This is a genomic window from Nocardia sp. Tas62D01, assembly GCF_055232035.1.
The window spans coordinates 9,107,142-9,131,824 of sequence record NZ_JBUYUZ010000001.1 but is presented as its reverse complement, the minus strand read 5'-3'; the positions used below and the strand labels follow the sequence as shown (position 1 = coordinate 9,131,824).

Annotated in this window: 29 protein-coding genes; 18 read left to right on the top strand and 11 right to left on the bottom strand. The window is 67.3% G+C overall.

What is annotated here, in order from left to right; genetic code table 11:
• Positions 1 to 518: 518 nt before the first annotated feature.
• From ACV7NQ_RS44480 to ACV7NQ_RS44455, 6 genes are all read left to right on the top strand, one after another.
• Positions 519 to 1,682 (top strand): GAF domain-containing protein, encoded by a 1,164-nt coding sequence (locus ACV7NQ_RS44480; protein WP_463364979.1) that lies wholly within the window; start codon positions 519 to 521, stop codon positions 1,680 to 1,682.
• Between the two features lie 438 nt (positions 1,683 to 2,120).
• The gene (locus tag ACV7NQ_RS44475; RefSeq protein ID WP_463364978.1) at positions 2,121 to 2,567 is read left to right on the top strand and encodes a DUF4189 domain-containing protein; all 447 of its coding nucleotides are present in this window, start codon (positions 2,121 to 2,123) and stop codon (positions 2,565 to 2,567) included.
• 136 nt (positions 2,568 to 2,703) lie between these two features.
• Complete coding sequence (locus ACV7NQ_RS44470) at positions 2,704 to 3,999, top strand: FAD-dependent oxidoreductase (protein WP_463364977.1); 1,296 nt, start codon at positions 2,704 to 2,706, stop codon at positions 3,997 to 3,999.
• 210 nt (positions 4,000 to 4,209) lie between these two features.
• Positions 4,210 to 4,698 carry an oxygenase MpaB family protein gene (locus ACV7NQ_RS44465; protein ID WP_463364976.1) on the top strand — a complete coding sequence of 163 codons (489 nt, stop codon included), beginning with the start codon at positions 4,210 to 4,212 and terminating at the stop codon, positions 4,696 to 4,698.
• Positions 4,699 to 4,870: 172 nt separating this feature from the next.
• The gene (locus ACV7NQ_RS44460) at positions 4,871 to 5,929 is read left to right on the top strand and encodes a tyrosine-type recombinase/integrase (RefSeq protein WP_463366049.1); all 1,059 of its coding nucleotides are present in this window, start codon (positions 4,871 to 4,873) and stop codon (positions 5,927 to 5,929) included.
• A complete protein-coding gene (locus tag ACV7NQ_RS44455; protein WP_463364975.1) occupies positions 5,926 to 6,252 on the top strand; it encodes a helix-turn-helix domain-containing protein in 327 nt (108 codons plus the stop codon). The genes ACV7NQ_RS44460 and ACV7NQ_RS44455 overlap by 4 nt, the downstream gene beginning before the upstream one ends.
• Before the next feature lie 1,307 nt (positions 6,253 to 7,559).
• On the opposite strand, the gene ACV7NQ_RS44450 is transcribed toward ACV7NQ_RS44455, so the two are convergent.
• The gene (locus tag ACV7NQ_RS44450) at positions 7,560 to 8,027 is read right to left on the bottom strand and encodes a hypothetical protein (protein WP_463364974.1); all 468 of its coding nucleotides are present in this window, start codon (positions 8,025 to 8,027) and stop codon (positions 7,560 to 7,562) included.
• Positions 8,028 to 8,096: 69 nt separating this feature from the next.
• Here ACV7NQ_RS44450 and ACV7NQ_RS44445 point away from each other — a divergent pair, with 69 nt between their 5' ends.
• The 5 genes from ACV7NQ_RS44445 to ACV7NQ_RS44425 all read left to right on the top strand — a co-directional run bounded on the left by ACV7NQ_RS44445 (position 8,097) and on the right by ACV7NQ_RS44425 (position 10,681).
• Positions 8,097 to 8,546, top strand: coding sequence for a hypothetical protein (locus tag ACV7NQ_RS44445; RefSeq protein WP_463364973.1), 450 nt, complete (start codon positions 8,097 to 8,099; stop codon positions 8,544 to 8,546).
• Entirely contained in the window at positions 8,477 to 8,962 is a 486-nt protein-coding gene (locus ACV7NQ_RS44440) for a Tn3 family transposase (protein WP_463364972.1), read from the top strand. The genes ACV7NQ_RS44445 and ACV7NQ_RS44440 overlap by 70 nt, the downstream gene beginning before the upstream one ends.
• A gap of 175 nt (positions 8,963 to 9,137) precedes the next feature.
• Entirely contained in the window at positions 9,138 to 9,506 is a 369-nt protein-coding gene (locus tag ACV7NQ_RS44435; protein ID WP_463364971.1) for an ArsR/SmtB family transcription factor, read from the top strand.
• Positions 9,503 to 9,970 (top strand): hypothetical protein, encoded by a 468-nt coding sequence (locus ACV7NQ_RS44430; RefSeq protein WP_463364970.1) that lies wholly within the window; start codon positions 9,503 to 9,505, stop codon positions 9,968 to 9,970. Before ACV7NQ_RS44435 ends, ACV7NQ_RS44430 begins: the two co-directional genes overlap by 4 nt.
• A 33-nt stretch (positions 9,971 to 10,003) precedes the next feature.
• Positions 10,004 to 10,681 carry a hypothetical protein gene (locus ACV7NQ_RS44425; protein WP_463364969.1) on the top strand — a complete coding sequence of 226 codons (678 nt, stop codon included), beginning with the start codon at positions 10,004 to 10,006 and terminating at the stop codon, positions 10,679 to 10,681.
• Here the strand turns inward: ACV7NQ_RS44425 and phoU are convergent, their stop codons facing one another.
• From phoU to ACV7NQ_RS44400, 5 genes are all read right to left on the bottom strand, one after another.
• Complete coding sequence (gene phoU, locus ACV7NQ_RS44420) at positions 10,682 to 11,356, bottom strand: phosphate signaling complex protein PhoU (RefSeq protein WP_463364968.1); 675 nt, start codon at positions 11,354 to 11,356, stop codon at positions 10,682 to 10,684.
• Positions 11,357 to 11,457: 101 nt separating this feature from the next.
• A complete protein-coding gene (locus ACV7NQ_RS44415) occupies positions 11,458 to 11,874 on the bottom strand; it encodes an arsenate-mycothiol transferase ArsC (protein WP_463366048.1) in 417 nt (138 codons plus the stop codon).
• 17 nt (positions 11,875 to 11,891) lie between these two features.
• On the bottom strand, positions 11,892 to 12,989 hold the full coding sequence (arsB, locus tag ACV7NQ_RS44410) for an ACR3 family arsenite efflux transporter (RefSeq protein ID WP_463364967.1): 1,098 nt from the start codon (positions 12,987 to 12,989) through the stop codon (positions 11,892 to 11,894).
• Positions 12,986 to 13,363: an ArsR/SmtB family transcription factor gene (locus ACV7NQ_RS44405; RefSeq protein WP_463364966.1), complete on the bottom strand. Its 378-nt coding sequence runs from the start codon at positions 13,361 to 13,363 to the stop codon at positions 12,986 to 12,988. Before ACV7NQ_RS44405 ends, arsB begins: the two co-directional genes overlap by 4 nt.
• A gap of 74 nt (positions 13,364 to 13,437) precedes the next feature.
• Positions 13,438 to 13,974 (bottom strand): ArsI/CadI family heavy metal resistance metalloenzyme, encoded by a 537-nt coding sequence (locus ACV7NQ_RS44400; RefSeq protein WP_463364965.1) that lies wholly within the window; start codon positions 13,972 to 13,974, stop codon positions 13,438 to 13,440.
• A 96-nt stretch (positions 13,975 to 14,070) separates the two neighbouring features.
• Here ACV7NQ_RS44400 and ACV7NQ_RS44395 point away from each other — a divergent pair, with 96 nt between their 5' ends.
• From ACV7NQ_RS44395 to ACV7NQ_RS44380, 4 genes are all read left to right on the top strand, one after another.
• Positions 14,071 to 14,430 carry an Rv2640c family ArsR-like transcriptional regulator gene (locus tag ACV7NQ_RS44395; protein WP_463364964.1) on the top strand — a complete coding sequence of 120 codons (360 nt, stop codon included), beginning with the start codon at positions 14,071 to 14,073 and terminating at the stop codon, positions 14,428 to 14,430.
• 539 nt (positions 14,431 to 14,969) lie between these two features.
• Positions 14,970 to 15,356 (top strand): BlaI/MecI/CopY family transcriptional regulator, encoded by a 387-nt coding sequence (locus ACV7NQ_RS44390; RefSeq protein WP_463364963.1) that lies wholly within the window; start codon positions 14,970 to 14,972, stop codon positions 15,354 to 15,356.
• 223 nt (positions 15,357 to 15,579) lie between these two features.
• The gene (locus tag ACV7NQ_RS44385) at positions 15,580 to 15,948 is read left to right on the top strand and encodes an ArsR/SmtB family transcription factor (protein WP_463366047.1); all 369 of its coding nucleotides are present in this window, start codon (positions 15,580 to 15,582) and stop codon (positions 15,946 to 15,948) included.
• Between the two features lie 113 nt (positions 15,949 to 16,061).
• Positions 16,062 to 16,673, top strand: a complete 612-nt coding sequence (locus tag ACV7NQ_RS44380; RefSeq protein ID WP_463366046.1) for a cation efflux transmembrane domain-containing protein — start codon at positions 16,062 to 16,064, stop codon at positions 16,671 to 16,673.
• 36 nt (positions 16,674 to 16,709) lie between these two features.
• Here the strand turns inward: ACV7NQ_RS44380 and ACV7NQ_RS44375 are convergent, their stop codons facing one another.
• The 5 genes from ACV7NQ_RS44375 to ACV7NQ_RS44355 all read right to left on the bottom strand — a co-directional run bounded on the left by ACV7NQ_RS44375 (position 16,710) and on the right by ACV7NQ_RS44355 (position 21,471).
• On the bottom strand, positions 16,710 to 17,933 hold the full coding sequence (locus tag ACV7NQ_RS44375) for an MFS transporter (protein ID WP_463364962.1): 1,224 nt from the start codon (positions 17,931 to 17,933) through the stop codon (positions 16,710 to 16,712).
• Positions 17,930 to 19,177: an NAD(P)/FAD-dependent oxidoreductase gene (locus tag ACV7NQ_RS44370; RefSeq protein WP_463364961.1), complete on the bottom strand. Its 1,248-nt coding sequence runs from the start codon at positions 19,175 to 19,177 to the stop codon at positions 17,930 to 17,932. The genes ACV7NQ_RS44375 and ACV7NQ_RS44370 overlap by 4 nt, the downstream gene beginning before the upstream one ends.
• A complete protein-coding gene (locus ACV7NQ_RS44365; RefSeq protein WP_463364960.1) occupies positions 19,174 to 19,449 on the bottom strand; it encodes a ferredoxin in 276 nt (91 codons plus the stop codon). The genes ACV7NQ_RS44370 and ACV7NQ_RS44365 overlap by 4 nt, the downstream gene beginning before the upstream one ends.
• Positions 19,446 to 20,150, bottom strand: coding sequence for a ferric reductase-like transmembrane domain-containing protein (locus ACV7NQ_RS44360; RefSeq protein WP_463364959.1), 705 nt, complete (start codon positions 20,148 to 20,150; stop codon positions 19,446 to 19,448). Before ACV7NQ_RS44360 ends, ACV7NQ_RS44365 begins: the two co-directional genes overlap by 4 nt.
• Before the next feature lie 433 nt (positions 20,151 to 20,583).
• On the bottom strand, positions 20,584 to 21,471 hold the full coding sequence (locus tag ACV7NQ_RS44355; RefSeq protein WP_463364958.1) for a M56 family metallopeptidase: 888 nt from the start codon (positions 21,469 to 21,471) through the stop codon (positions 20,584 to 20,586).
• A gap of 21 nt (positions 21,472 to 21,492) precedes the next feature.
• On the opposite strand from ACV7NQ_RS44355, the gene ACV7NQ_RS44350 reads away from it, so the two are divergent.
• Genes ACV7NQ_RS44350 through ACV7NQ_RS44340 form a run of 3 tightly spaced genes read left to right on the top strand, consistent with a single transcriptional unit; the run spans position 21,493 to position 24,648 of the window.
• Positions 21,493 to 22,353 carry an oxygenase MpaB family protein gene (locus tag ACV7NQ_RS44350; protein ID WP_463366045.1) on the top strand — a complete coding sequence of 287 codons (861 nt, stop codon included), beginning with the start codon at positions 21,493 to 21,495 and terminating at the stop codon, positions 22,351 to 22,353.
• Positions 22,350 to 23,507 carry a polyprenyl synthetase family protein gene (locus ACV7NQ_RS44345; protein ID WP_463364957.1) on the top strand — a complete coding sequence of 386 codons (1,158 nt, stop codon included), beginning with the start codon at positions 22,350 to 22,352 and terminating at the stop codon, positions 23,505 to 23,507. Before ACV7NQ_RS44350 ends, ACV7NQ_RS44345 begins: the two co-directional genes overlap by 4 nt.
• A gap of 28 nt (positions 23,508 to 23,535) precedes the next feature.
• The gene (locus ACV7NQ_RS44340; protein WP_463364956.1) at positions 23,536 to 24,648 is read left to right on the top strand and encodes a terpene synthase family protein; all 1,113 of its coding nucleotides are present in this window, start codon (positions 23,536 to 23,538) and stop codon (positions 24,646 to 24,648) included.
• The last annotated feature ends 35 nt before the right edge of the window (positions 24,649 to 24,683 follow it).

Below are 24,683 nucleotides of genomic sequence, written 5' to 3'. Positions count from 1 at the left end.
GGCGCTCCAGCCGCCATCCGCACCAGATCCGCAGCCATGCCGCATTCACACGGTGCCCGTGCTGTCTGCGGCCGAATCCGATGCCCGGCACCGGTATGCGGCACCGAGATCTGTTGGGCATGGCTGCTCGCGCAATCGGGTTCCCGAACGACGGCCGCGGAAAGGCGATGAGATGGTTGCCGAATTCATGATCAGGGCCGCTCTCCCGTTCGAAGCAGACCGGTGCGCGCGCTCTTCATGCCTCTATCCAGCTGCGGCTGATTCGACGTGCCGCGTGCTCTCGTCGGCATCGAGGCGCGTGGCATGAGCGCGGATTCGATCGTATTCACTTATGTCACAGCAGTTTCCGTGCTGACTATCCTGGCCAATGTCGCCCTGGTGGTCTGGGGTCATCAGCCGCGGCGGCCGGGCTCAACGTCTCGCCCGAAACGACAATCGCGGGTACGTCTCGCGCTTGGTTTCGCGAAAGGCGGGAGCGGCGAAACGCGCCGTAACCATCCGGGCAGCGAGGTCAGCCGATGAACACCTCGGATGTTGCCCGCCCGCCCGCCGATGCCGCCGCAGCCTCCGGTCGGCACGATCGCCGTGACCGTGAGGATGGCCGAGGAACAGCGAGTCCCTGGGTTCTGGTCGCGACGTTGGTCGACGCGAAGTCGTGGTGGGTGGTCGCCGAGGGGCCACAGCCCCGGCGATGGACCCGGTTGAGTCGCACACGGGTCGCGGGCAGCAGCACCGTGAATCACCACCTTCCCGCGACGATCGGCGAGACCATCGGCAGCCGGCAACCGCAGGTGCGGTCTTTGTACCTGCCGTCAGGTGTTCGGATGCAAATCACTACGGTCCCCGTCCTAGGACCGGCAGACGAGGTGTTCGCGGTCCACGTGTGGGCCGGACCTCGACACCAACCTCCGCCGCCGCGACCCGCCATCGGGACGCTGGCCTGGGCGAATGCCCGCACCGGGGTCGCATCTACCGATCCGACACTCGAGCGATTCCTTGATAGCGCCGTCGAGGGCCCCACCGTCCGGTCGTTGCCGGATTGGATGCGCCACATCGAGCAGATCGACGACAGAACCGGTCTGTTGAGGCTCTTCGACGAGACCTCCGCACCGACAGAACTATGGTGCGGCACCGCGGTAACCGCGGGGATCACCTCCGGCGCGCGCAGAAACCTGTTCATCGCCGCCGCGAGCGTCCGCGGCGATCACGGCCGCACAATCCGTGCTCTCGTTCACGACATCAGCGCTGTCCAGACGGCGCCGTCGCCAACACTGCTCACGCAGTTGATACGGACAATTCCCACCCCGCCTCATCACGCGGTCGGCGTCACCGATCTCCGCACCGGTCTAGTCCATCTGTGGGTCGAAACAGGACCCGCTCCACTGGACCGGTGGATGTATGAGATCCCAGAAACACATCCGGATGACATTGCCGTAGTAGCCGAGATCCGCTCCCGTCTACTCGCGGGCGCAGACCAAGCGCACGGGACATGGCGTCTGCGGTTCGACAAAACGCCGTGGGTAACCGTGCACGCACGGCTGACGGTCCTTACCCGCGACCGACCTCAAGCGATGCTCGACATGCGCATGGAAACCGAGCACGGACTCGGTGCTGCGTCGCTGGGACTTTCGGATCCACCGGATCCGGTAATCACTACTGCACCAGGAATTGATGACTTATGACCAATCAATCTGGGCTACAGCGCATTTCGGAGATTCCTTATTCCAGCTGCGATCGGCATCTGCAATGCGTAGCGAATGCAGCAGACGCCATAACCATCCATCTCGACGTTGCGATCGTCGGCGCAGGTTTCGCCGGTATTGGTATGGGGGTCGGCCTGAAAAGAGCTGGCATCGACAACTTCAGGAGCCTCAGCCGCCCAGATGGTCCCCGAGCTGGCTCGCACCGCGGCGTCGGTGACTGTGTATCAGCGCACCCCAGCTTGGGTCCTGCTCAAACCCGCCGAACGGTTCGGTCCCCTCACCCGGTGGGCGCTCGAGCATGTCGGGTTGGAACCCCGAACGCTCCGCCCCCTTCTAGCGCGCGGTGCACATGAAGACAGGCGACCCCCGACACCCGTCGTGAAATCCCTATCCCCACTACCGATTAGGAACTATCGAATGTCTATCTCTCGCAAGACCGCTGTGGGACTGCTGTCCTCTGCCGTGGCCGCAATCGCGATCGCTGCCCCGGGCACCGCCTACGCCGAGAACACCATCTACGGGTCCGTGATGATCGAACGCCTCTCCTCCGGCTTCGGCGCGAATTTTTATGCGTCATGGTCGTCGGCCAGCCAAGAGCAGGCCGACGATATGGCCGCACAGCAGTGCGGCTCCAAGCCCGGAGGCGGGCCGGTCTGTGATCGGTTTGTGCAATGGGCCAACGCGTGTGCGGCCGTCGCTACCCGTGGCGGCGACTACTACTCAGCGGTGGCCCCGAGTCGTGGCGAGGCGAAGCAGGCGGCACTAGCCGCCGCCAACGCGGGTGCGGGCCCGGCATCTGGTAGCACAATCCCGCTGCCCGCCGGACTGGTGGCTGAACCGTTCTGCACTCCGAACGCCGGGTAGGTGAGTCGTGGCACCTCTGAACGGGGTCTGGTCGCCGACTTCGCGGCGCGATGTGGAACAGGTTGAGTCTGTCGGTCGGACGCGGCGCGACGCGCCGTTGGGGGGCGCCACCGAGAACTCGGGACGGGGAACAGCAGTGGTGATCGGTGGCGGTCTGGCTGGCACGCTGGCCGCCCGGGCACTGTGCGGATTCTGCCGGGTGGTGATCATCGAACCCGATCGCTACCCCGAGCAGCCGCTCCCCCGACCGGGCCAACCACAGGCAAGTCATGCGCATCTGCTGCTCGAGGCGGGGCACCGAAGCCTTGAGCAACTTCTGCCCGGGATCAGGGCTCAGCTGCGAGCCGCAGGCGCGGTCAGCGTCGTGATGGGCGAGGACCTGCGTTGGCTCACATCGGCTGGGCAGATGGCGCCTCACGACAGCCCGATTTCCTTCCTCTCGGTTACCCGGGCGCTGCTCGACCATACGGTGCGCGGCCGCGTGTTCAGTGAGCCATCGGTGGAGGTGATTGAGGGTGCCAAGGTCGTCGGGCTGCTCGGCAGTGCCCGCGCCGTGACCGGCGTGCGGATCCGCGAGCGCGGCCAGACCAGCGAGGTCGAGATACACGCCGAGCTGGTAGTGGATGCGTCGGGCCGACACTCCCAACTGACGAAATGGCTCACGGCGTGGGGATGCCAAGTTCGTGAAGAAAAGGTGGACGCCGGTTGCGTTTACAGCAGCAGGCTGGTCCACCACCCAGCCGGTCTGGATGATCTGGGGTACACCGCGCTGTATGTGCAGACCCGGCGAGACCAGCCGCTGACTGGATCACTCCTGCCAGTCGAAGGTGACCGCTGGATCGTGAGCCTGGGAGGAATGCACGAGTATCAGCCGGACCCCGGGGAAGCGGGTTTTTACGCGCTGCTGGCGCAGTTGCGGGATCCGATTCTGCGTGAGGTCGTGCGCGAAGCCGAACCGGCCAGTGAGGTCACATGGTTCCCGGCCGGGCCCTCCTACCGGCGGCATCTCGAGCGGAACGGGCCAGATGGCCTGGTCTGGCTCGGTGACTGCGCGATCCTGCCCAATCCGTCCTACGGACAGGGCATGAGCCTATTGATCCAAGGTGCCCAGGCACTCGGCGCGGCCGTCGCACGCCACGGCGGCATCGGCCACCCGGCGGCGCGAGCGGCAAATAGGGGCATCATGGCGGTGTCCCGGGTTCCCTGGCTGTTGTCCACTGCCGAAGATGCTCGATTCCCAGCGACAAAGGGTGCGCCGACCGGGCTGGTGGTCCGCGCCCAGCATTGGTCCGTCGATCGGGTCCTGAAGCGAGGCACCCAGGATCCTCGGGTCGCTGCGGCTTTCACCTCGGTGATGAGCATGGTCGACTCACCGATCCCGGCGTTCGGCCGCCCGGATGTCCTCGGTTCCGTGCTGCTCGGGATCGGCTGAGGGGAGATGGCAATGGCACGAGCAGAGCGATCCCCCGATTCACTACCGACCGCGTTCCCGTACACGCTCATCCCGCGAACTGCGCGAACTGCCTGCGTCATCACAGGTGAGCAGCGCGCCGCATACGCGCAGCACTTTCCGCGGCGGGGAGATCCGGCCGCCGATGCTGTGGTCGCGATGTTCAAGCAGACAGGTGGTGAGGGACGCCGGATGTTCGATCTGGCGCTGGAGCGGGGTATCGACGCCGTTAGTGACCCTCCCGTCGAGTTGACGGCCTTTTTTTCGGCGGTTGATGCTGTGCCGTTTTGGGTGGACCACGATCAGCTCGACCTGGCGGCGCGGGTGATCGGACGTACCGGCGCGGTCGGTCTCGCGGCCCTGTCCGCAGGGGCGTTGATGGGCGGATATCTCGCGTCCAGAGTCATTAAGCCGTTGGTCAGGACGGGTGATCTGGATCGGATGGTCGATCGGCGGATCGCGGAGACGACTCACTGGTTCGTGGAGGTGGCCGCGACGGGAGGATTGGACCGGTTCGCGCCGGGGTTTCAAGCCACATTGCGGGTGCGGCTGATGCATGCCCTGGTGCGCGCGGGTATGGCCCGCCGACCGGACTGGGACTGGGACGCATGGGATCTCCCCATCAACCAGAGCCAGAAACAGGCGGAATTGCATCCAATACAACAATTCGTCACCGGCTAGAACGGTATAGTACCTGGTCAGGAAGATATAGGCTGAGTATGCCGCGAATGTCTGGACGCTCCCAACTGCACCTTGACACGCGGCACATCAATGTTGCGTTGGTTACAACGTCAATGTGACCCTGCAACCGCCTGGTTCGGCGCATCTGGTTCTGGCCGACAACGTCGTCCACATGGACCCCGCGCCTGCTGTTCTTGCCGCGATGCTCGAAGGGTGGCGGCGGCAGCAGTCCGCACGGTTTCTCCGGGAGAAAACGGTGGGGCCGCGACTGCGGTTGATCCAACGGCTCGTGGATTTCACGGGGTTGTTTCCGTGGCAATGGACCCCGGCGGAGGGGGAAGCCTTCATCGATCATCTGCGTGGTGGCGGCCGGCCGTGCGCCTTGTCCACCGCCCGGGGTTACGAGGTCACGATCTCGCTGTTTCTGGAATTTCTCCTCGATCCGCGCTACAGCTGGTTGCGGGTGTGCGAGGAACGATTCGGCGAAGTGCCGCAACAGATCTTCCACGAAGGCAACTCGATCCTGCACAAGACGGACTACGAGGGAGACCCTCGGCGCCGGCCGTTGACCTACGATGAGATCCAGGCACTGTTCGCGGCCGCTGAAGCGCGGCCGGGCAAGATTACAGAAAGAGGCGTCAAGGGGGCCTTGGGTGCAGCCCGCGACGCCGCGGTGGTGAAAACGATCTACGCTTATGCGTTACGCCGTACTGAGACCTCGAAATTGGACCTGGTCGACTTGCGTCGGAATTCGAAGATGCCACAGTTCGGTAGATTCGGAAGCGTTATGGTGCGCTTCGGCAAGGCATCGAAGGGGTCGGCACCGAAACGGCGATCGGTCCTGCTCGTTCCAGAAATGGACTGGGCTGCGGATGTTTTGGATGAGTGGGTGACGGAGTTGCGGCCACGGTTCTCGCCGGGGAAGCATCCGGAGCTGTGGGTGACCGAGCGGGTGGGCAGGTTGTCCCCTCGGTCGATCAATGAGGCGTTCGTGGCAATCCGGCGTGATGCGGACCTCGATGAGAATCTGGATGTCCATTGTTTACGGCACAGTGCGCTCACTCACTGGACCGAATTCGGTTATTGTGCCAGATTTTCCCAGGAGCAGGCTGGCCATTCCCATGCGGCGACGACGGCGATTTACACCAGCGTCTCCAACGAGTTCCGTAACCAGCTGTTGGTGGCTTCATTGAAGGGCCGCCTCGGCGGCGATTGGGGTGTGACCGCATGAACAAGAAGATGGGCTACCGCTGGCGTCTGCGGGATCTGATGGCCGATCAGCAGATGTTCCAGACCTCGAATCTGGTGCCGCTGTTGGCAGAACGTGGCATCAGCTTGTCCCGGGAGCAGGTCTATCGACTGGTGACCCAGCCGCCACAGCGCATGAGCATGGACGTCCTCGTCGCGCTCTGCGACATCCTGGGCTGCACCCCGAACGACCTGATCGAACCGCAGGTCGTGAACGAGCAGCTTCGCAAGACCGCCGACGGGCAGTCCGGCGGGGAAGCAATTTCTCTGCGCCGCACCATGATTCGTCGACCGGGGCAGCAGTGAGTAGCCCGCGGAAGAGGAACTGGTATCGAAAAGGTGAACTGGAGGCCGCTCAACAGCGTCTGATCGCCCTCGTTCACAATGCGGTCGGGCCCGCGATCACCACCGAGACTGCGCGAGAACTTCTCCAGAAGGCCAAGGTATGGCACGCGGGGAACACCCATCAGCTCGATAAATATCTCATCGAGCACCCGGATGCCTTTCTTGCGCCCCCGCCGCAGAGTCCGCAGTGTTTGATACGCCTGCTGCAACTGCTCGACGACGCTGGGTTCGGTGAGGCCGTGGTCCTGCTCGGCTGCGCCCGCTGCGGACGCTCCGATCGGCCGCTGCGACGGCTGACACCCGAGGGCCGCTGCTGCGGATGGTGCGTCACAAAGACCGAGTTGCGGCGCTGCGCTCGCTGCCGAACCGAGGGCCATATCGTCACCCACCGTGCGGAAGGCCCGATCTGCCGACGCTGTTACCGCTTCGATGCCGAAGTCCTCGCCGAATGCGCCAAATGCGGCCGAATGCGGCAACCGAAACGGCGGCTCGCTGACGGCACTGCATTCTGCGGCCCTTGCGCACCCAAGCCCGAACGCCACTGCGCGCACTGCGGCCGGCTCGCTGCCGTTATAGCCACCACAGCCAAGGGACCGGTCTGCGGCCGATGCTACAAAGCCACTCACACGCGACTGTGCGGAATCTGCGGAAAAGTTGGGCAGATCGAAGTTCGCGCTGACGCTGACGGCAACCCGGATACCTGCCGCAGCTGCTACCGCAACATCGGAGACTGCGTCGTGTGCGGTCGCCGCCGCCACGGCAGCAGAGTCCGCGGGATCGAGTTCCATTGCTCCAACTGCCGCCCCCACCCTTCCAGAGAATGCGCTCTCTGCGGCGGGCTTCAACCGGTGGTCACGACGTGGCCGTGCGGGCCGGTCTGTCGAACCTGCTACGACCACCAGCGCCTGCACCCCGCCCCCTGCACCGATTGCGGCACCGTGCGAGTGCTTGTCGGGAAAGGCCCCACCGGGAACACTTGCGCTCTCTGCGCAGGCTCCGATCTCGACTTCACGTGCCGAAGCTGCGGCCAGGACGGCAAACAATATATCGACGGTGAATGCCTCCGATGCGTCGCAACCCACAAGCTCAACAACTTACTTAGCGGCGCCGACGGTGTCATCGCACCGCACCTGAATCCCCTTGCCGCCGTCTTCACATCCGTGCACCCGGCCACGATTCTCAAATGGCTCGATATCGATCCTCTCCACTCCCTCCTCGGAGAACTCGCGACACGCTCGAGCGAGATCACCCACGCAGATCTGGACCGGTTACCCCAGAGCATCAGCATTCACTACCTCCGTGAACTCCTCGTCGGAGCCGGAATACTCCTGCGCCGCAACGAGAATCTGGCACAGCTCGAAATCTGGGCGGACGGCACCGTTTCGGCCCTGCCATCGCATCAACAGCAACTCCTGCGCCCTTACCTCGAATGGCACATCCTTCGACGCATCCGTCGTCGCGCAACCCACCGCTCCTACACAAGAGGCGCAGCGAATAACGACCGGAATCGAACCACCGTCACCATCGACTTTCTCACCTGGCTCGACACCATCGAGGTGCGGGCTTCCGATCTCACTCAAGCTCACCTCGACACTTGGTTCGACAGCAATCCTTCGAAGCGAGCACCCCTCGTCGGATTCCTGGTCTGGCTCAAGCAACGCAAACTCGTCTGCGACATCGCGATCCCGCGGAATAAAACCGGTCTCCCGCAACAGTTTCAGGATGCCGACGACCACGAGCAACAGCTCCGCCGTTGCCTCACCGATGACACCTTGCCGCTCGATATCCGCATAGTCGGAGCACTCGTGAGGCTCTACGCCCTACCTCTGGTTCGCATCGTCGAACTGACCATCGACCGACTCCGTCGCGAGGACACCGGCACCTACCTCGTCGTCGACCGCCACCCCGTCATCCTGCCGCCGTCCCTGGCCAACCTCATCGAACATTGGATCAGCCAAACATATTCAGGCGCAACCGTTTCAGACGGCGGCACGCATCCCTCGTTTCTCCTGCCCGGACGTCCACCCAGCCGCCCACGGCACACCCGTCCCTTGTCCGTTTCGCTCGCCGAACACGGACTACCGACCATCGCGGCACGAAACACCGCCATGATCGCCAACGTCGCAGACCTCCATCCAGCCGTCGTCAGCGAACTGTTCGGGATCCACCCCCGAACAGCACACAAATGGTCCCAATACGCCCAGACCGGCTGGGCCGACTACCTGGCAGCCCGAGAGAAGGGGTCGCCGACCTGATCGGCGTGCTGGAGGTTGGGTTCGCGGCGACGCAGGTGCTCGCGGGCGAGGAGCTGGAGCCTCTGCGGGGGTTGCCGGCGATCAGCCGCCAGGCCGCTGGAGTTCGGGCACGCCACCGCCTCGCTGCCGGTCGGCAAGCTGTCCGAGTCTGGGTGGAGAATATACCCCGGCCACTGCGCTCAAGGGGTCCGGGGCCCTGCGCCGCACTGTCTACGTGCTGCTACCTGCGGTCGCGGACATTGCAGCGGGAGATCAATGAAGGATTGAACGTCGTCGAGTCCTGGAACCGCGCCAACTCGGTCATCTTCTACGGTAAGAGCGGCGAGCTGGCGACCAACCGCCGCGACGAGCATGAGACGTCGGTGTTGTGTCTTCGGATACTCCAGGCGGCGATGGTCTACATGTCAACACGCTGATGCTGCAAGACGTACTGGCCGACCCGGAATGAGAGGACGGGCTCACGCCCGAGGGTCGGCGCTGTCTGACGCCGCTGTTCTGGTCGCCTGTCCTGCCCTGCGGCGAGGTGGAACTGAACATGACCAGCCGCCTCACCCCGGATGGCCCATAAGGCCCAAACGATAGTATCGCTGTATGGCGATGATAGTTGCTAGTGGCGAAATCGGGCGGGTGGAGCTTGCCCCGGCGGCGGCGTTGTTCCGGTCGCTGGGAGATCCGGCCCGGTTGGCGATCCTGCGACGGCTCGCCGGTGGCCCGGCTCGGGTGGTCGATTTCGTCGACGAGTTGGGATTGGCACAGTCCACAGTGTCCAAACATCTGCTGTGCCTGCGTGGTTGCGGACTCGTCGAGTCTGAACCGGTGGGGCGGGCCTCGATGTTCCGGCTGGTTCAGCCCAGCCTGATCGCCGTGCTCGAGGCGGCGGAGACGGTGTTGGCGGCTACCGGCAACGCGGTGGCGTTGTGCCCGAATTACGGCACCGACTCTTGCGGGAACAGGTCGTGAGCACCGACCCGATCGCCTTCGGGATCGAACTGACGCCGGCGACTCCGGATGACGGCTGTGGTGACGATTGCTGCGTCGCTCGGCCCGATCCCGCCGAGCGCGACCCCCTGTGGCTTCACGCGGCGCGGCAGGCTCGGCTGCTGTCGTGGCTGTCGTTGGTCTACATGAGCGCCGAAGGTGCCCTCGCGCTCACCGCGGCGATCCTCGCGGGTTCGGTGGCCCTGCTCGGATTCGGGCTGGACTCGGTCATCGAGGGCCTGGCCAGCGTCATCGTCGTGTGGCGGTTCACCGGCGACCGCACCCTGTCGCAGACCGCCGAAGCCCGCGCTCACAAGGCCGTCGCGGTCACGTTCTTCCTGTTGGCCCCCTACATCGCCTACGACGCGATCACCACCCTCCTCGCCACGGACCACGCCCGGACCAGCTGGCTGGGCATCGGACTGTCGATCGCCCTCGCATCGTGAGCGGGCGGCTTCCCGCCACGACGTGGTCGTGCGGTGTGTGAGACTAGCCGGGTGACCGCGCTGGATGACACTGCTCGCCGGGTGCTGTTGCGCCGCGGGTTCACCTTGGAGTACCTCACGTTGGCGTGGAATGTGATCGGCATCATGGTGCTGGCGATCACCGCGATCAGTGCCCGGTCGGTGGCATTGGCCGGGTTCGGGCTGGACTCGCTGATCGAGATCGGTGCCTCCACGGTAGTGATCTGGGAGCTGTCCGGGACCGGCCCCGCACGACAGCGGCACGCGCTGCGACTGATCGGTGTCGGATTCGCGGCGTTGGCCGTGTACCTGCTGGCGCAGTCGACGACCGTGCTGATCACCGGGTTTCGTCCCGAGCATTCCCCGCTGGGGATCGCCTGGACCGCCGTCACCGCGATCGCGATGTTCGCGCTGGCCGCCGGAAAGGCCCGCACCGGGGCCGCACTGGACAACCCGGTCCTGAGTACCGAGGGACGCGTCACCTCGATCGACGGGGCTACTGGCAGCGGCGGTGCTGGCCGGGTTGCTGCTCAACAGCCTCGCGGGCTGGTGGTGGGCCGACCCGGTCGCCGGATATGTCCTGGTGTTCTACGCGCTGCGCGAGGCCAAAGAGATCTTCTCCGGCGAGACGTGACTCGGGGCGGGCCGCCGAGCCCACGATTGCGACCACTGCGCGCTCGGCGGGATCGGTGATCAATCGTTGGTGGGACCGGGTGCGGGCCAGTTGTCGGGGGATTGGCCGGTGGCCATGAAGATGGTGCGTCGCCCGACCTGTACTGCGTGGTCGGCGAATCGTTCGTAGTAGCGGCCGAGCAGGGTGAGGTCGACCGCGGCGGTGGTGCCGTGGGCCCAGTCCTCGGCGAGGACCGCGGTCAGAAGGTCGTGGTGTAGGTGGTCCATGATGTCGTCTTGGCCGTCGAGCTGGGCCGCATCGTCGGGGTCGCCGGATTCCAGGACCGCGGCGGCGCTGGTGGCCATCGCGATCGCCGCCGCGCCCATGCGGGCCACGATCGGCTCCACCGATTCCGGGACCGCGTGGCGGGGGTGGCGGCGCCGTGCGATGCCCGCGATGTGCTCGGCCAGTGCGCCCATTCTGGTCAGGTCGCCGACGAGTTGGATGGCGGTGACCACCTTACGCAGTTCGCCCGCGACGGGTGCCTGCAAGGCCAGCAGCGTGAGCGCCGCGTGCTCGCGTTCCTCGCGCATGGTGTCGATATCGTGGCAGATGTCGATGGCTTGTTCTGCCAGGTCCAGATCAGCACGTAGCAGGGCGTTGGTGGCGGTGGCGATGGCGGTGCGATCACGCTGGCACATCGCCCGCAGCTCGCTGGCGAGCTGTTCGAGATTCTCGTGGTAACGAGTCCGCATGATTCATCTAACCCCGACCGGGCCACTTCGGTGCGCTGGAACTGCCGCATGCGGTGCTCGACTCTGGAGTGTTGCGGTCACGACAGCGTCGGCAGGTGTGGTCACGGTGTGCTCCGAACTGGCTGGTCACCGGTGGTGAGCTCGACACGCAGGGCGTCGACGCGTGTAGCGAGGTCGTCGCGGATCAAGCGCATGCGCTCGATGCCTTCGATGCCGCGTTCGGAGGGTTCGTCGGTGTCCCACACCAGCATTCGTGGCCCGGGTGGCGGGTCGAGGCGGGCTTGGCGGCCGATGACCACGATCACGTCCACCGTGGCGGCGAGGGCGGGGTCGATGGGTTTGGGGTGCTCGTCACCGACCTCGATCCCGGCCTCGGTCAAGGTCTGCACCGACAAGGTATTGAGGGCCTGGCCGGGATGGGTGCCGGCCGAATACACCTGTACCTCCTCTCCGGCGTGGTGGCGCATGAGTGCGGCGGCCATCTGGGATTTGCCGCTGTTTTTCACGCACACGAACATCACCGATGGCGTCGCGGTCACCGAGCCACCCCCGCCGGGGCGTCGATGGCGGTGTGGGGGAAGCGTGTGCGCAGGGCGAGGGAGACATAGACCAGCCCGACGAGCACGGGGACTTCGATGAGCGGGCCGACGACTCCGGCGAGTGCTTGGCCGGAGGTGGCGCTGTAGGTGGCGATCGCGACGGCGATGGCGAGTTCGAAGTTGTTGCCCGCGGCGGTGAACGCCAGGGTGGTGGTGCGTTCGTAGCCGAGGCCGACCAGGCGGCCGTAGAGGTAGCCGCCGCCCCACATGAGCGCGAAATAGGCGAGCAGCGGCACCGCGATCCGCACGACATCCCATGGCCGGGAGGTGATTTGGTGGCCTTGCAGGGCGAACAGGATCACGATCGTGAACAGCAGCCCGTACAGTGCCCACGGCCCGATCCGCGGAATCAGCGTCGATTCGTACCAGTCCCGGCCGCGGGCGCGCTCACCGAGGCGGCGGGTGAGGAATCCGGCGACCAGGGGGATGCCGAGGAAAATCAGTACCGATTTCGCGATCTGCCACGGTGAGGTGTCGATGGTGGTTTGTTGCAGGCCGAGCCAGCCGGGCAGGACCGAGAGATAGAACCAGCCGAGCACGGCGAACATCACGACCTGGAAGATCGAGTTCAACGCCACCAGCACCGCGGCGGCTTCGCGGTCACCGCACGCGAGGTCGTTCCAGATGATCACCATCGCAATACATCTGGCCAATCCGACGATGATCAGCCCGGTCCGGTACTCGGGCAGATCCGACAGCAGCAGCCAGGCCAGGGCGAACATCAGGGCGGGCCCGAGCAGCCAGTTCATGACGAGGGAGCCGATCAGCAGGCGGCGATCGCCGGTGACCGAGTCGAGACGGTCGTAGCGGACTTTGGCCAGCACCGGATACATCATGACCAGCAGACCGATCGCGATCGGCAGCGAGATCCCGTCCACTTCCACCGCGGACAGCCCGTCCTCGAGGCCGGGGATCAGGCGGCCCAGCAGCAGGCCCGCGGCCATGGCGACACCGATCCAGACCGGCAGGAACCGGTCCAGCCTCGAGAGCTTCCCGGCCACCGCGGGGTGATCGGCATGGTGGGTGGTGCTCACGCGAACATCTCCGCTCCGGCCTGGCGGCCCAGCACCAGCGACAACCGTTGCAGGGCCTGCGGGACGACGCGGTAGTACACCCAGGACGCGCGGCGTTCGCTGGTGACCAGCCCGGCCTCGCGCAGCACCTTCAAATGGTGCGAGATCGTCGGCTGGGTGACATCCAGCCCGTCGGACACATCGCACACGCACGCTTCCCCGCCGACACGGGCGGCGATGGCCGACAGCACCCGCAACCGCACCGGGTCGGCGAGGGCTTTGAACATCACCGCCAACTCGGCGGCCTCCGCGCCGGTCAGCGCACGCTCCACGATACGGGTGGGCTCGCATCCGACTGGCGCGGCCGGCGACACCGGCACCTCTGATTTAGACATACATCGATATTGACTAATATCGATGCCGGTAGGCAAGCAAACATCCGGTGAACACGCTCACCTCCCGATGGTGGTCAGTTGCAGCAGGTGGCACCGGAAGCGAGCGCCTTCTCCTTGGCCTCGCTGGTGCAGCAGGCGGCCGGCTCCCCGGCGGCGGCTTCGGTGGCCGCAGCGGCCCCGGTGCCGCAGCAGGCTTGCACGGCTTCGGCGTCGCCGGTGGCGAATTCCGGTGTGGTGCCGAAGTTCTCGGTGTCGGCGAGTACGGTGTAGACCTCCCAGCGCTCCCCGTGCGGGCCGGTGACCCACACCTTGTCCTGGGTGGCGAAACAGCACGTGGTCGCGATCTGCTCCTCGGTGAACAGCCCCGCCTGCGACAGGCGCGCGATCTCGCCGTGGACCTGCTCGGAGGACTCCACCTCCACCCCGAGGTGGTTGATCGTGCCGCCGGAGCCGGTGTTCTCGAGCAGGACCAGCTTCAACGGCGGCTCGGCGATGGCGAAGTTGGCGTAGCCGGGCTTGCGCTTGGCCGGTTCGGTGTTGAACAGCGTCGAGTAGAAGGTGATCGCCTGCTCGAGGTCGTCGACGTTGAGGGCGAGCTGCACGCGGGACATGAGAACCTCCGGTTGTGTGACATATATCGAAGAGGTGGACGGTTCCGAGTCTGCCACCTTTTCGACGTATGTCAATATCGCGGGTAGGGTGGGGGCATGCCCAAGGCTTTGCCCGTGATCGACATGTCCGCGCCCGTGTGCTGCGCGCCGGTAGCCGCGGGCCCGGTCGACGACGCCGCCGCCCTCGAGGTCGCGCTGCGGCTCAAGGCTCTCGCGGATCCGGTGCGGGTGAAGCTGATGTCGCTGCTGCTGACCAGCCCGGCCGCGCAGGAGAACGGCGGCGACCTGGCCGCAGCGGTCGGACTGTCGGAATCCACGGTCAGCCACCATCTTTCGCAGCTGCGCAAGGCCGGTTTGGTCGCCTCGGAGCGGAACGGCATGAATGTCGTCCACCGCGCCCGCCGCGACGCCCTGACCGCGCTGTGCCTGGTGCTCGATCCCAACTGCTGCACCTGACCCGGATCCCCGCCTGCTACCGGCCGGTTGTCCTGCGCCGCTACGTCACACCCACGCCCGCTGCAATGCGCGGCGTCACCGGCCCGCTCGGGCCCGACCAGATGCGACGGTAGTGGCTTCGACCGAAACAATGGAGCCGTTGTTCCCGCCGGCTCCGCGCCCCTCTACTTCTTGACCATGGGTTTCCCGCAGCGGCACGTCGGAGCGTCGTGCGGACCAGTACAACTGGGCGGGGCCGCGTTGGTCACGGTCACCTCGCATTCACAGTCGGCCTCCGGGCAGCGGAAACCTCACCCTCACGGAACGGCATGACATTCACCTCGATCGTCTCGCCTGATTCCTGACATCCGCGACAGTAGAACCCGGCCCACCCCTGAATCGCTTAGGACTGCATGTATTTGGGCATCGCCGCGGTTCGCCTCCCGTCGGATATAGACCCTACAGCGTGTAGGATATGGTGCGGGTTCCGCTCATCCCGGGTGGTGCGGGCGAGCGTTAAGGTGTGGTGCACACACCGTTTTGTCGAGGAGGCCGGGCTTATGGAACGCGAGCGTGCACCGCGCCGGCCGGGTGCGCGCCGCCGGGCAGCGGGACAGTTGGAGAGCGAGATTCTGGCGGTGCTGTGGGCCGCGGAGGCGCCGTTGACCCCGCAGCAGGTGCAGTCGGCGTTGGCCGATGAACTGGCCTACAACACCGTGCATACGATCTTGACCCGGATGTTCGACAAGGGTGTGGTGGCGCGGGGCGTCGGTGAGCTGGCGGGCACGTATCGGCCGGTGGTCAACGCCGACGAGCTGGCCGGGGATCGGATGCAAGCACTGCTGGAGGGCGGGCGAGACCGCCGCGCGGTGCTGCAACGCTTCGTGACCCGCCTGAACCCCGACGACGAGCAGGCGCTGCGGCAGTTCCTCGACGGCCACCGCTGACCGGGCACACTCAGCGGCCCCGGGCCCCGCAGACCGCGATCATGATGCGGGACACGGACTCGATGATGGGCGGGTAGATCCCCCCACATGCGGATTTCCCGGGCCCGCACACATCGTCGGTCGTAGGCGCCGTGGCGTCTGATCGGCGTACCGGACACCACGTGGATGCATCTGTTCCCGGTTGCGGCCGTAGCACATTCCGGAATAGTATCGCTGTATGACGATGAAAGCGTCGTATATCGAAGTGGAGCGGGTGGAGCTGTCGCCGGCCGCGGCATTGTTTCGTTCACTGGGTGATCCCGCACGGTTGGCGATCGTGCGCCGATTGGCCGCGGGTCCGGCCCGGGTGACGGATCTGGTCGAGGCACTGGGGCTGGCGCAGTCGACGGTATCCAAACATCTTGCCTGCCTGCGTGATTGCGGCCTGGTGGATTCCGAGCCGATCGGGCGGGCCTCGCTGTTCCGGCTGACGCGGCCGGAGCTGGTGGACATGCTCACCGCGGCGGAGACGGTATTGCGGGCAACCGGCAACGCCGTGGTGCTCTGTCCGTCATCCGGTGCGGATTGCTGTGCGCCGCAGGTCGCGTCGTGACCGGCGCCGATTCCGCCAGCCGCCCGAATCTGCTCGCGCCGTCCTCCGCCCTGCTCGCGGGGGGCGACTGCTGCGCTGCTGAGACATGTTGCAGCACAGCAGTATCCGAGCCATTGGTGCGCGACGCTGCCTGGTATCGCGCGGCACGGTGGGCGCGCTGGCTGGCGTGGTTCAGCCTGGCGTGGATGGTGACCGAGGGGGCGGTCGGGTTGTGGCAGGGGTATGCCTGCGGCTCCATCGCGCTGATCGGGTGGGCACTGGGCAGCGCGGTGGAGGGTCTGGCCAGTGTGATCGTGGTGTGGCGGTTCACCGGCTCGCGCACCCTGTCGCAGAGCTCCGAACGCACCGCCCAGCGTGCGGTGGCGCTGTCGTTCTGGCTGCTGGCGCCGTATGTGGCCGCGGAATCGGTGCGGGAGCTGCTCGGCGAGCACCGGGTGGACACGACGGCGATCGGGATGGTGCTGACCGGGGTCGCGCTGCTGGAGATGCCGCTGCTGGGCCGGGCCAAGCACAAGCTCGCCGCGCGGCTGGGGTCGGCCGCCACTGCCGGTGAGGGCACCCAGAACTATCTGTGCGCGGTCCAGGCCGCGGCGGTGCTGGTCGGCCTGGCGGTCACCAGCACCTGGTCCGGCGGCTGGTGGCTGGACCCGGTGATCGGCCTGGCCGTTGCCGTGGTCGCGGTGTGGCAGGGCCGGCGGTCCTGGCAAGGTGAGGACTGCTGCTGAGGACGTGGAGTCGGTTGCCGCGCTTCATCATCCACATCAGGTGGGGGCAGGGGCGGTGAGGCGACGGCCGGTGGCGGCGAAGGCGGCGGCCAGGATCAGGCCGGTGACACCGGAGATGAGCAGGGGCAGGTGCCCGTCGGTGTGCCAGGCCAGTCCGGCCCACAGCCCGGCGGCGAGGATCGCGGCACCGGACAAACCTTGGTAGATGCCTTGGGCGGAGGATTGCCGCTCGGGTGGGGCGAGGTCGGCGATCCAGGCTTTGCCGACCCCGTCGGTGGCGGCGGCGAATCCGCCGTAGATCGGCAGCAGCACGAACACCCATCCGGGACTGTGCACCAGGCCCAAACCGAGGTAGCCGATGCCGAAGCAGCCGAGCCCGGCGGCGAATACCAACTGCCGCGGGATCGTGTCCGACAGTGCCCCGGCGGGGTAGGCCAGCGCGGCGTAGGCGAGGTTGTAGACGATGTAGGCGCCGATCACCCCGGCGGTCGACAGGCCCAGGTCGTGGGCGCGCAGTAGTAGTAGCGTGTCGGGGAAGTTGACCAGCCCGAACACCGTCAGGACCGCGATCAGCGTGCGCAGCCGCGGCGGCAACGACGACTGTGATATCTGCTCGGCCGCTGGCGGGTTTTGTCGCGCGGATGTGGTTGCGGGGGTGTGGTTTTCGCGCAGTGCCGCGACGAGGAGAACCGAGAGCACGGCGGGGATGACCGCGATCCACAGCAGGGGCCGGATGGCGTGGTGCAGCAGTTCGAACAGCCCCAGCCCCAAGGCGGGGCCCGCGACGGCACCGGCGGTGTCCATGGCGCGGTGCACCCCGAAGATCCGGCCGCGGGCGGCGGGGTCGGCACCGACCATCAGCAGCGCGTCCCGCGGCGCGCTGCGGACCCCTTTGCCGAGCCGGTCCACCGCGCGGGCGATCAGCACGACCGGCCAGGCCCCAGCGGCGGCGAGGATCACCTTCCCGACCGCCGCGAGCCCGTACCCGGCCCCGACGAGGCGGCGGCGCGGGTAGCGGTCGCCGAGCCGCCCGCCGAGAATCTTGGTCACCGCGGCGGCGGCCTCGGCGACGCCTTCGGTCACCCCGACCACCGCGGCGGGGGCGCCGAGGGTGACGGTCAGGAAGATCGGCAGGATCGGATACAGCAGCTCGCTGGCCGTGTCCTGCAGGAAACTGACCCCGCACAACACCCGCAGGTTCGGCGTCAACCATGCAGGCCACGACCACCGCCCGCCCGGGGCGTCGTCCTGGTCGGTCATGCCGGTTGGGCTACAGGTTCGCGCAGGCTGACATCCTGGCCGATCAACGGCAGATAGTCCGGGATCCGCTGGCAGGCGTTCACCGCGACCACACCCATCAACCGCGCCACCCCGGGGTCCGCGGCGGGGCGGGTGTAGGCGGCGACGAAACCGCCCCGCCCGGGGCGGCCCTCGATGATCCGGACATGCTCGCCGAGACCGGGCATACCCGCAGACTGGATCTTGGTCCCGTGCTGTTCGGACCAGAACCGCGGGACCGGCGTGAACGCGGTCGCGGCGGCCGGGCCGGTGAGCAGGTTGTCGGCGGCGGCGCGGCCCATCTCGATGGCGTTGATCCAGTGCTCCACCCGGCGCGGCACCGCGTCGAAGCGGTGGTTGGGCCAGCGCGCCACATCCCCGGCCACCACCACGTCGGCTAGGACGCCGCCGTCGGCGCGCACGGCGTGGCAGGTGGCGGTGGCTGCGACGCCTTCAGTGATGTCGAGGCCGGAGCCGGTCAGCCACCCGGTAGCGGGGGTGGTGCCGATGCCGACGACGACGGTGTCGGAGTCGGCGATCTCGCCGTCGTCGAGGAACAACCGCACCCCGCGGTCGTGGGGTTCCCACCGGGTGATCGCCGACCCCAGATGCAACCGGACACCGTGGTCGCGGTGCACGTCGGCCATGACCGCGCCCACGGTGGTGCCGACCGCGCGGTGCAGCAGGGTCGCCGAGACGTCGATGATGGTGGCCGCCAGCCCGCGGGCGCGGGCGGCCGAGGCCAGCTCACAGCCGATGAACCCGCCCCCGACCACGATCACCCCGTCACGGGCGTGCCCGAACGCCCGATCGATCCCGTGCGCGTCCTCCAGGGTCCGCAGCGTATGGATGCGCTCGGGGTGTTCCGGGACGCCCGGGAGCTGGCGCGGGGTGACGCCGGTGGCGATGACCAGGCCGTCGTAGCCGATGCGGCGGCCGTCGGCCAGCACCACGGCACGCGCGTGGGTGTCCAGCGCGGCGGCGGGGGTGCCCAGCAGCCACGTGCAGTCCAGGTCGGTCCAGGCCGGCAACGCCAGGTCACGCACCGTGGCGCTGCCGGTGAGCCACTGCTTGGACAGCGGGGTCCGGTTGTAGGGGTGATGCGGCTCGTCGCCGATGACGGTGATCGCCCCGCGGAACCCGTTCTCCCGCAACCGTTCACACGCGGCGTGCGCGGCCAGCCCGGCCCCGACGACCACGATGTCGCGGTAGGTGTGCCGGGTCATTTCTGCTGCTCCACGGTGATCGCCTGCATCGGGCACACCCGCGCGGCCGACCGTACCTGCTCGGCCAGGGCCGGATCCGGTGTCGCGTCGTAGGTCAGGCGGTGCTCGCCGCGCAGCGCGAACACTCCCGGGGCCTCCTGCACGCAGAGGCCGTAGTGGTGGCAGTGCCCGTTGTGCACCGCCACCCGCACCTTCCGCACCGGCTGAGCGTCGGCGGTACCAGCAGCGGTGGCGGTGTCGCTGGGGGTGCCGGTGTCGATGTGAGCGGTCATCGCGGGCTCACCACCTCGAGCGCGACACGGGAACGGTCCGCGCGCGAGGCGGGCAGCACCCGCAGGACCGTGAAGATCACGCACACCGCCAGGATCGCGGCGATCGTGACTCCGAGCATGCTGAACGTTTTCGCTTCGGCGCTGGTGGCCAGCACATGCGCCCACGACAACCCGAACCCGGCATACACCCCGACGATGTGCACGATCCGGAACCGCCGGTAATTCAACCGCCGCGTCCAGATCACAGCCAGCGAGGCAGCGATCGCCAACTCCAGCCCGACGATCCCGAGCGCGACCTCCGGCTCCCCACCTTGGGCGAGGGGGATCAGCATCATCTCGACGGTGAAATGCTCCTGGGTTTGCAACAGATACGCCGCCGCATGCGCCACCCCGAAGGTCAGCGCGGACACCGCCAGCACCATGTGCCCGGAATACACCGCCGGGCGGCGCACCCACTTACGCGCCCACCCGGTGGCCAGGAACAACCCCCACACCACCGTCGCGGCCATCAACCCGTAGCAGATATAGCCGGCCAGGGTCGCCTCCTGCCGCAACTCCACATCCGGGCCGGGCCCGGTACCGTCCTGCGCATTGGCCAGCGCCGGGGACACCAGCAGCATCCCCGCCGACACCGCCCCGACGATCGCTATCGGTCGCGCCGCGGCAGCGGCCCGCGATAGCAAAGATCCTGGTCCTGCCATACCTGCATCACTCCTGGGCGCCTTGGGCGGGACCGGCCCGCACACAACCCCAACAACCCTACATGCTGTAGGGTGCGGTGTCCCGGCGGGCGCTGCCGAGGTTCGCTCGAGGGTAGCGGAGAGTAGAAGGCGTCCGAGAACCTGAATGTCCTGCTGCCGCAGGCGAATCGCGTAAGTCATCCACAAGCCACACTACATGCTGTAGGGTGCTGGGCCGGGGTCGCCGGGACCGGGCTGCGCCGCGATCGGATCCGGCAGCCCCGGCCGCCGGGGACCATCACCGACGCGACGGGCGCACCGAGTATCGGGGGCCATCCCCTCATCTGCCCCCGATATTCCCGCGAGCACGGGTGCCCGAGTCACGCGACTCGCAGCGCAGCGTTCCGGTCACGGGTGAGATGTCGAGGCTGCCCAAGGTGTGGTGCAGTGGCTGTCACAGGCCGAGCTGGCCGGTGACGAAGCGGAAGAAAGCGCCGGTGGCGTCGGCGGCGGCGAGCACGGCGATCACCCCCACCAGCGACACCCCCACCAGCAGGGACCAGCGGGTCGGCAGCGCGGCGGCATCCAGGGCCCGCACCCGCCGCAGCACGGCGTGGTCACCGAAACCCAGCCCGGCGGCCGGGCGTGCACCGGCCAGGGCAGCCTTGGCCAGCGACCGGGCTGCAAGCGGTCTGCTGTCCACTGCGTGGGCGGCGTGTTCGTCGGCCCAGCGCTCGACCAGGAACGCGACGGCATCCCGCGCCGGGCACAGCAGCGGGTTCAGCGCCGCGGCGGCATCGGCGAGGGCACACAGGATGTCGTGGCGGTGGGCCAGGTGCGCGCGTTCGTGGGCCAGCAGCACCCGCCGCTCGTCCCGATCCAGGGCTGTGAGCATGCCGACGGAGACCAGGATCCGGCCCACACGGCCCGGAACCGCGACCGCGTGCGGATCGGCACCGGGCACCACCACCAGCTCCCCGGTACGCGCGCCCGCGCACAGGGCCCGCAACCGGCGCCGGGTGCGGCGATGATCCGCCAGCGTCCGCGCCAGCCGCGCACCGGCCACCAGCAGCGCGAGCCCGGCCGCGGCGGCGATCAGGCCGGGCACCGGTTCGGGGATCGGGAATCCGGTCAGCCGAGCGCGTTCGGTCACCGGCGGGGCCTGCCGGATCAGAGTGCCCGCCAGCAGAACCAGCCCCCACGTGGACGCGAGCGCCGAGGCCACCGCCACCACGGTCAGCGTGCGGGCCGCCGCGGCCGGAGCCAGCCGACCGGCCAGCGGCGCACTGCCGACCGCCAGCACCACCGACATCACCAGCGGCAGATACACGCTGATCACCACCGCTCGTGACCTCCCACGCCGATACCGCCCGTCGCCCACACTCTAACGCCGCACCAAGGAACAGGGACCGCTCGCCCGAACCCCGACCGGCCCGCCCGAGGCCGCGCCAGCACGAACCCCGACAGCACATCGGTTTCGTACGCGGCAACCCCGAGAATTCCGCAGGCTCCGAATAGCTACTCTCCACCGGTTCTCGCAGGGACGGCCCTGCTGTTCGCGACCGCAATTCTGTCGGGCTCAGAGGCCTTGGGCGTGCGTTTCACCCGCCGGGAGAAACGCGCAGTCTTTCATCTGTTTCGCTATGTCGGCTGGCTGATGGGCGTGGATGTTGCCATTTTGCCGACTGACGAGAGCGCCAGTTGGAGGCTGCTCGTTCTCCAGGGTAGCTACGAGTTCGGGCACCCGGATGCGGACAGCCGCCAGCTGTCGCGGGCGTTGGTGCGGGCGATCGGGCCGATGACCGTCGGCGCGGGCAATGACCTCGGCCGCCGTGCCGCACGAGTCGCGGCCACTGGTGTCCTGTGTGCCTACGCTCGCCGGATCCTTGGCACGGAGGACGCCGACTTCCTCGGTCTGCCAGACCGCCGAGTGCTCCAGCACGCCGTGGGTGGCGCGGCGACGGCGATCAGCTGCCTGGAAATGCTGCGGCGGGTGTTGCCGGGCGCGACGCGTCTCGCTGAGAGCTGTGGGCGACGTCGCTGGGTCAGCTCCGCGCAGCGGATGATGACCGAGCACCACGGCGATACCCGATACGGCCGCCACGATCTCCTCGCCACCACAACGTCCCCGCCCCATCCACACGTGGACTGGCAAACCCGGCATGACAGGAATTTCTCTGCCATGCAACCACTTTCGCCATCTGCCACGAGGGACATCTCATGACCACCACCGAAAACCGGCGCCACGCCACACCAACAGCCCAGCCACGCGGCACGACCGGACAGGACCCCGCGCAAGTGGCCGGAGATCCGAAGGCCCGCACGGCGAATGCGGTTGCGCCGTCCGCAGCGCGCAGGGAATCGGAGGTCGACGACCTCCTGTGCCGGACACGGGCGGTAGTCACGCCCGAGTTGCGCGCAGCCGTCGACGCACTGCCGCCTGGCATCGGGCGGGTCGTGAAGTATCACTTCGGGTGGATGGATCTAGACGGCCAGCCCCTCGACGGAGACGGTTCGTGGGGCAAGGGGCTGCGCCCGGCACTGGCGCTGGCCTGCGCTGAAGCGGTCGGCGGCCACGCGTCGGCGGCGCTGCCCGCGGCGGTCGCGGTCCAGGAGATGCACGAGGCATCACTACTCCACGACGACTTCTTCGACGCCGATCCCATGCGACGGCACCGGGAAACAGTCTGGGCGGCCTACTCCACTCCTACCGCGGTCCTCGCGGGTAACGCACTGTTCTTCGCGTCCTTCCAGGCGCTACTGCGCGGGTCGCCGCAGCACACTGTGGACGCGATAGCCGCGCTGACCGCGGCCGGTCATCGCCTGATCGAGGGCGAGCGGGCCGACATTTCGTTCGAGACGCGTCAGGACGTGTCTGTGAAGGAATGTCTGGACATGATGGCGGGCAAAACCGCCGCCCTGATCGAATGCGCTTGTGCATTGGGCGCCCGCTACGGCTCGGCGACCCCTGAGCGCATCGCCGCGCTCCGACGCTACGGCCACCACCTCGGCATGGGGTTCCAAGCGATGGACGACGACCTCGGCGTCTTTGGCGATCCGAAAGCCACAGGCAAGCCCGTCGGCGAAGATTTGCGCCGTCGCAAACGCACCTTGCTGGTGGTGTGGGCGCTACACACCCACACTCCAGCGGCCGCCGCGCTGGCCGCTATCTATGACGGCGAGGGACCGCTCACCGACACCGAGGTCGGCCAGGCTACCGAATTGATCGAGGCGACAGGTGCCCGGCAGTGGGTGCGCGACTACGCCCGCCAGCAGATCGACGCTGCGCTCGAGCAGCTGGCCCGAGCCCACCCCACCACGCACGGGGCCGAGCTGCTCACCGCGCTGGCCGCCCTCGTTGTCGACCGCAACAGCTGACACCACCCAGTCGCCCTGGAGGAACCCCATGACCACAGCACATCTCGCTGGGGTGGATCCGGCTGAGGCCGTGCTCCCGCCGATACCGGCCGAGATCTCGGTGTATTGCCCGTTCCCGTTGCCTGCGCATGCGTGTGATGTAGCGGCCATCGACAAGGAGGCGGTCAGGTGGTGTGAAGAAAAGGGTCTGTGCGAGCCGGACAGTACCGCGACGAGGATGGGCTGTGCCGCAGCGATCGCGTCGGCGCTGCCGCATGCCCCCGACTCCACGATCCTGGCAGCGACGCGATGGTTCTATCTGGGGTCGTTGCTGGACGACCATTGGGACACCTATCCCGACCTGCGGATGGTCGCTCACGCCGGGGCGTTGAACCATGTCATGTACGCCGCAGCTGACGCGCCTCTACCGCCGGGAGATCGGTGGACGACCAGCCTGCGGGAGCTACGCGCCCAGATCGAGACCACGATGTGCGACGACGAGATCTCGGTCTTCCGGTACGAGACCGCGGTCTGGTTGAACGGCCAGTCGTGGTACACCGCGCTGCAAGGACAGCCGACGCCACCGGATCCCGGGACATACCTGCGGATGCGGCGAGCGAAAACCGGTGTCGGCACACTGATTCCGTTCACCGCTGCGACGATGGGCCACCCGCTGGCGCCCCACGTGCTCGACGACCCGCCGGTAAGGGCGTTCGTCGAGGCGGTGATGATGGCGTGCGTGGTGTTGAACGACGTGTTCAGCGCCGCCAAAGAGCGGAGCAGCGGAACAGCCAAGCTGAATCTGCTCTCCGTCTTGGCCCACGCACACGGCCTCGACACTGCGGCCGCTGTGCTCGAGGCGTGGCAACTCTATGAACGGATCGTTGCTCTGGCGTGGCGGCTGCACCAGCAGTTGCGCACCGATTCCCGCCCCAGCGTCGCGCGGCTCGCTGTCGACCTGCCCGGTTGGATATCCGCAGGCGTCCACTGGGCGGCCACCACAGCCCGCTATCTGGAGCACGGCGCCGACCCCGCAACATCACGTGTGGCCCCGAAGCTGGTGATCTCCCCGACCCCGATCGTGTGGGATGCCACCGACGAATCCCCACCGCCACAGCCCGATATCGCCTGGCTGTGGCGGCGGCACTGCGAAGGGGGTTGAACCGTTGCAGGATTCGGACATAACCGTTGCGGCCG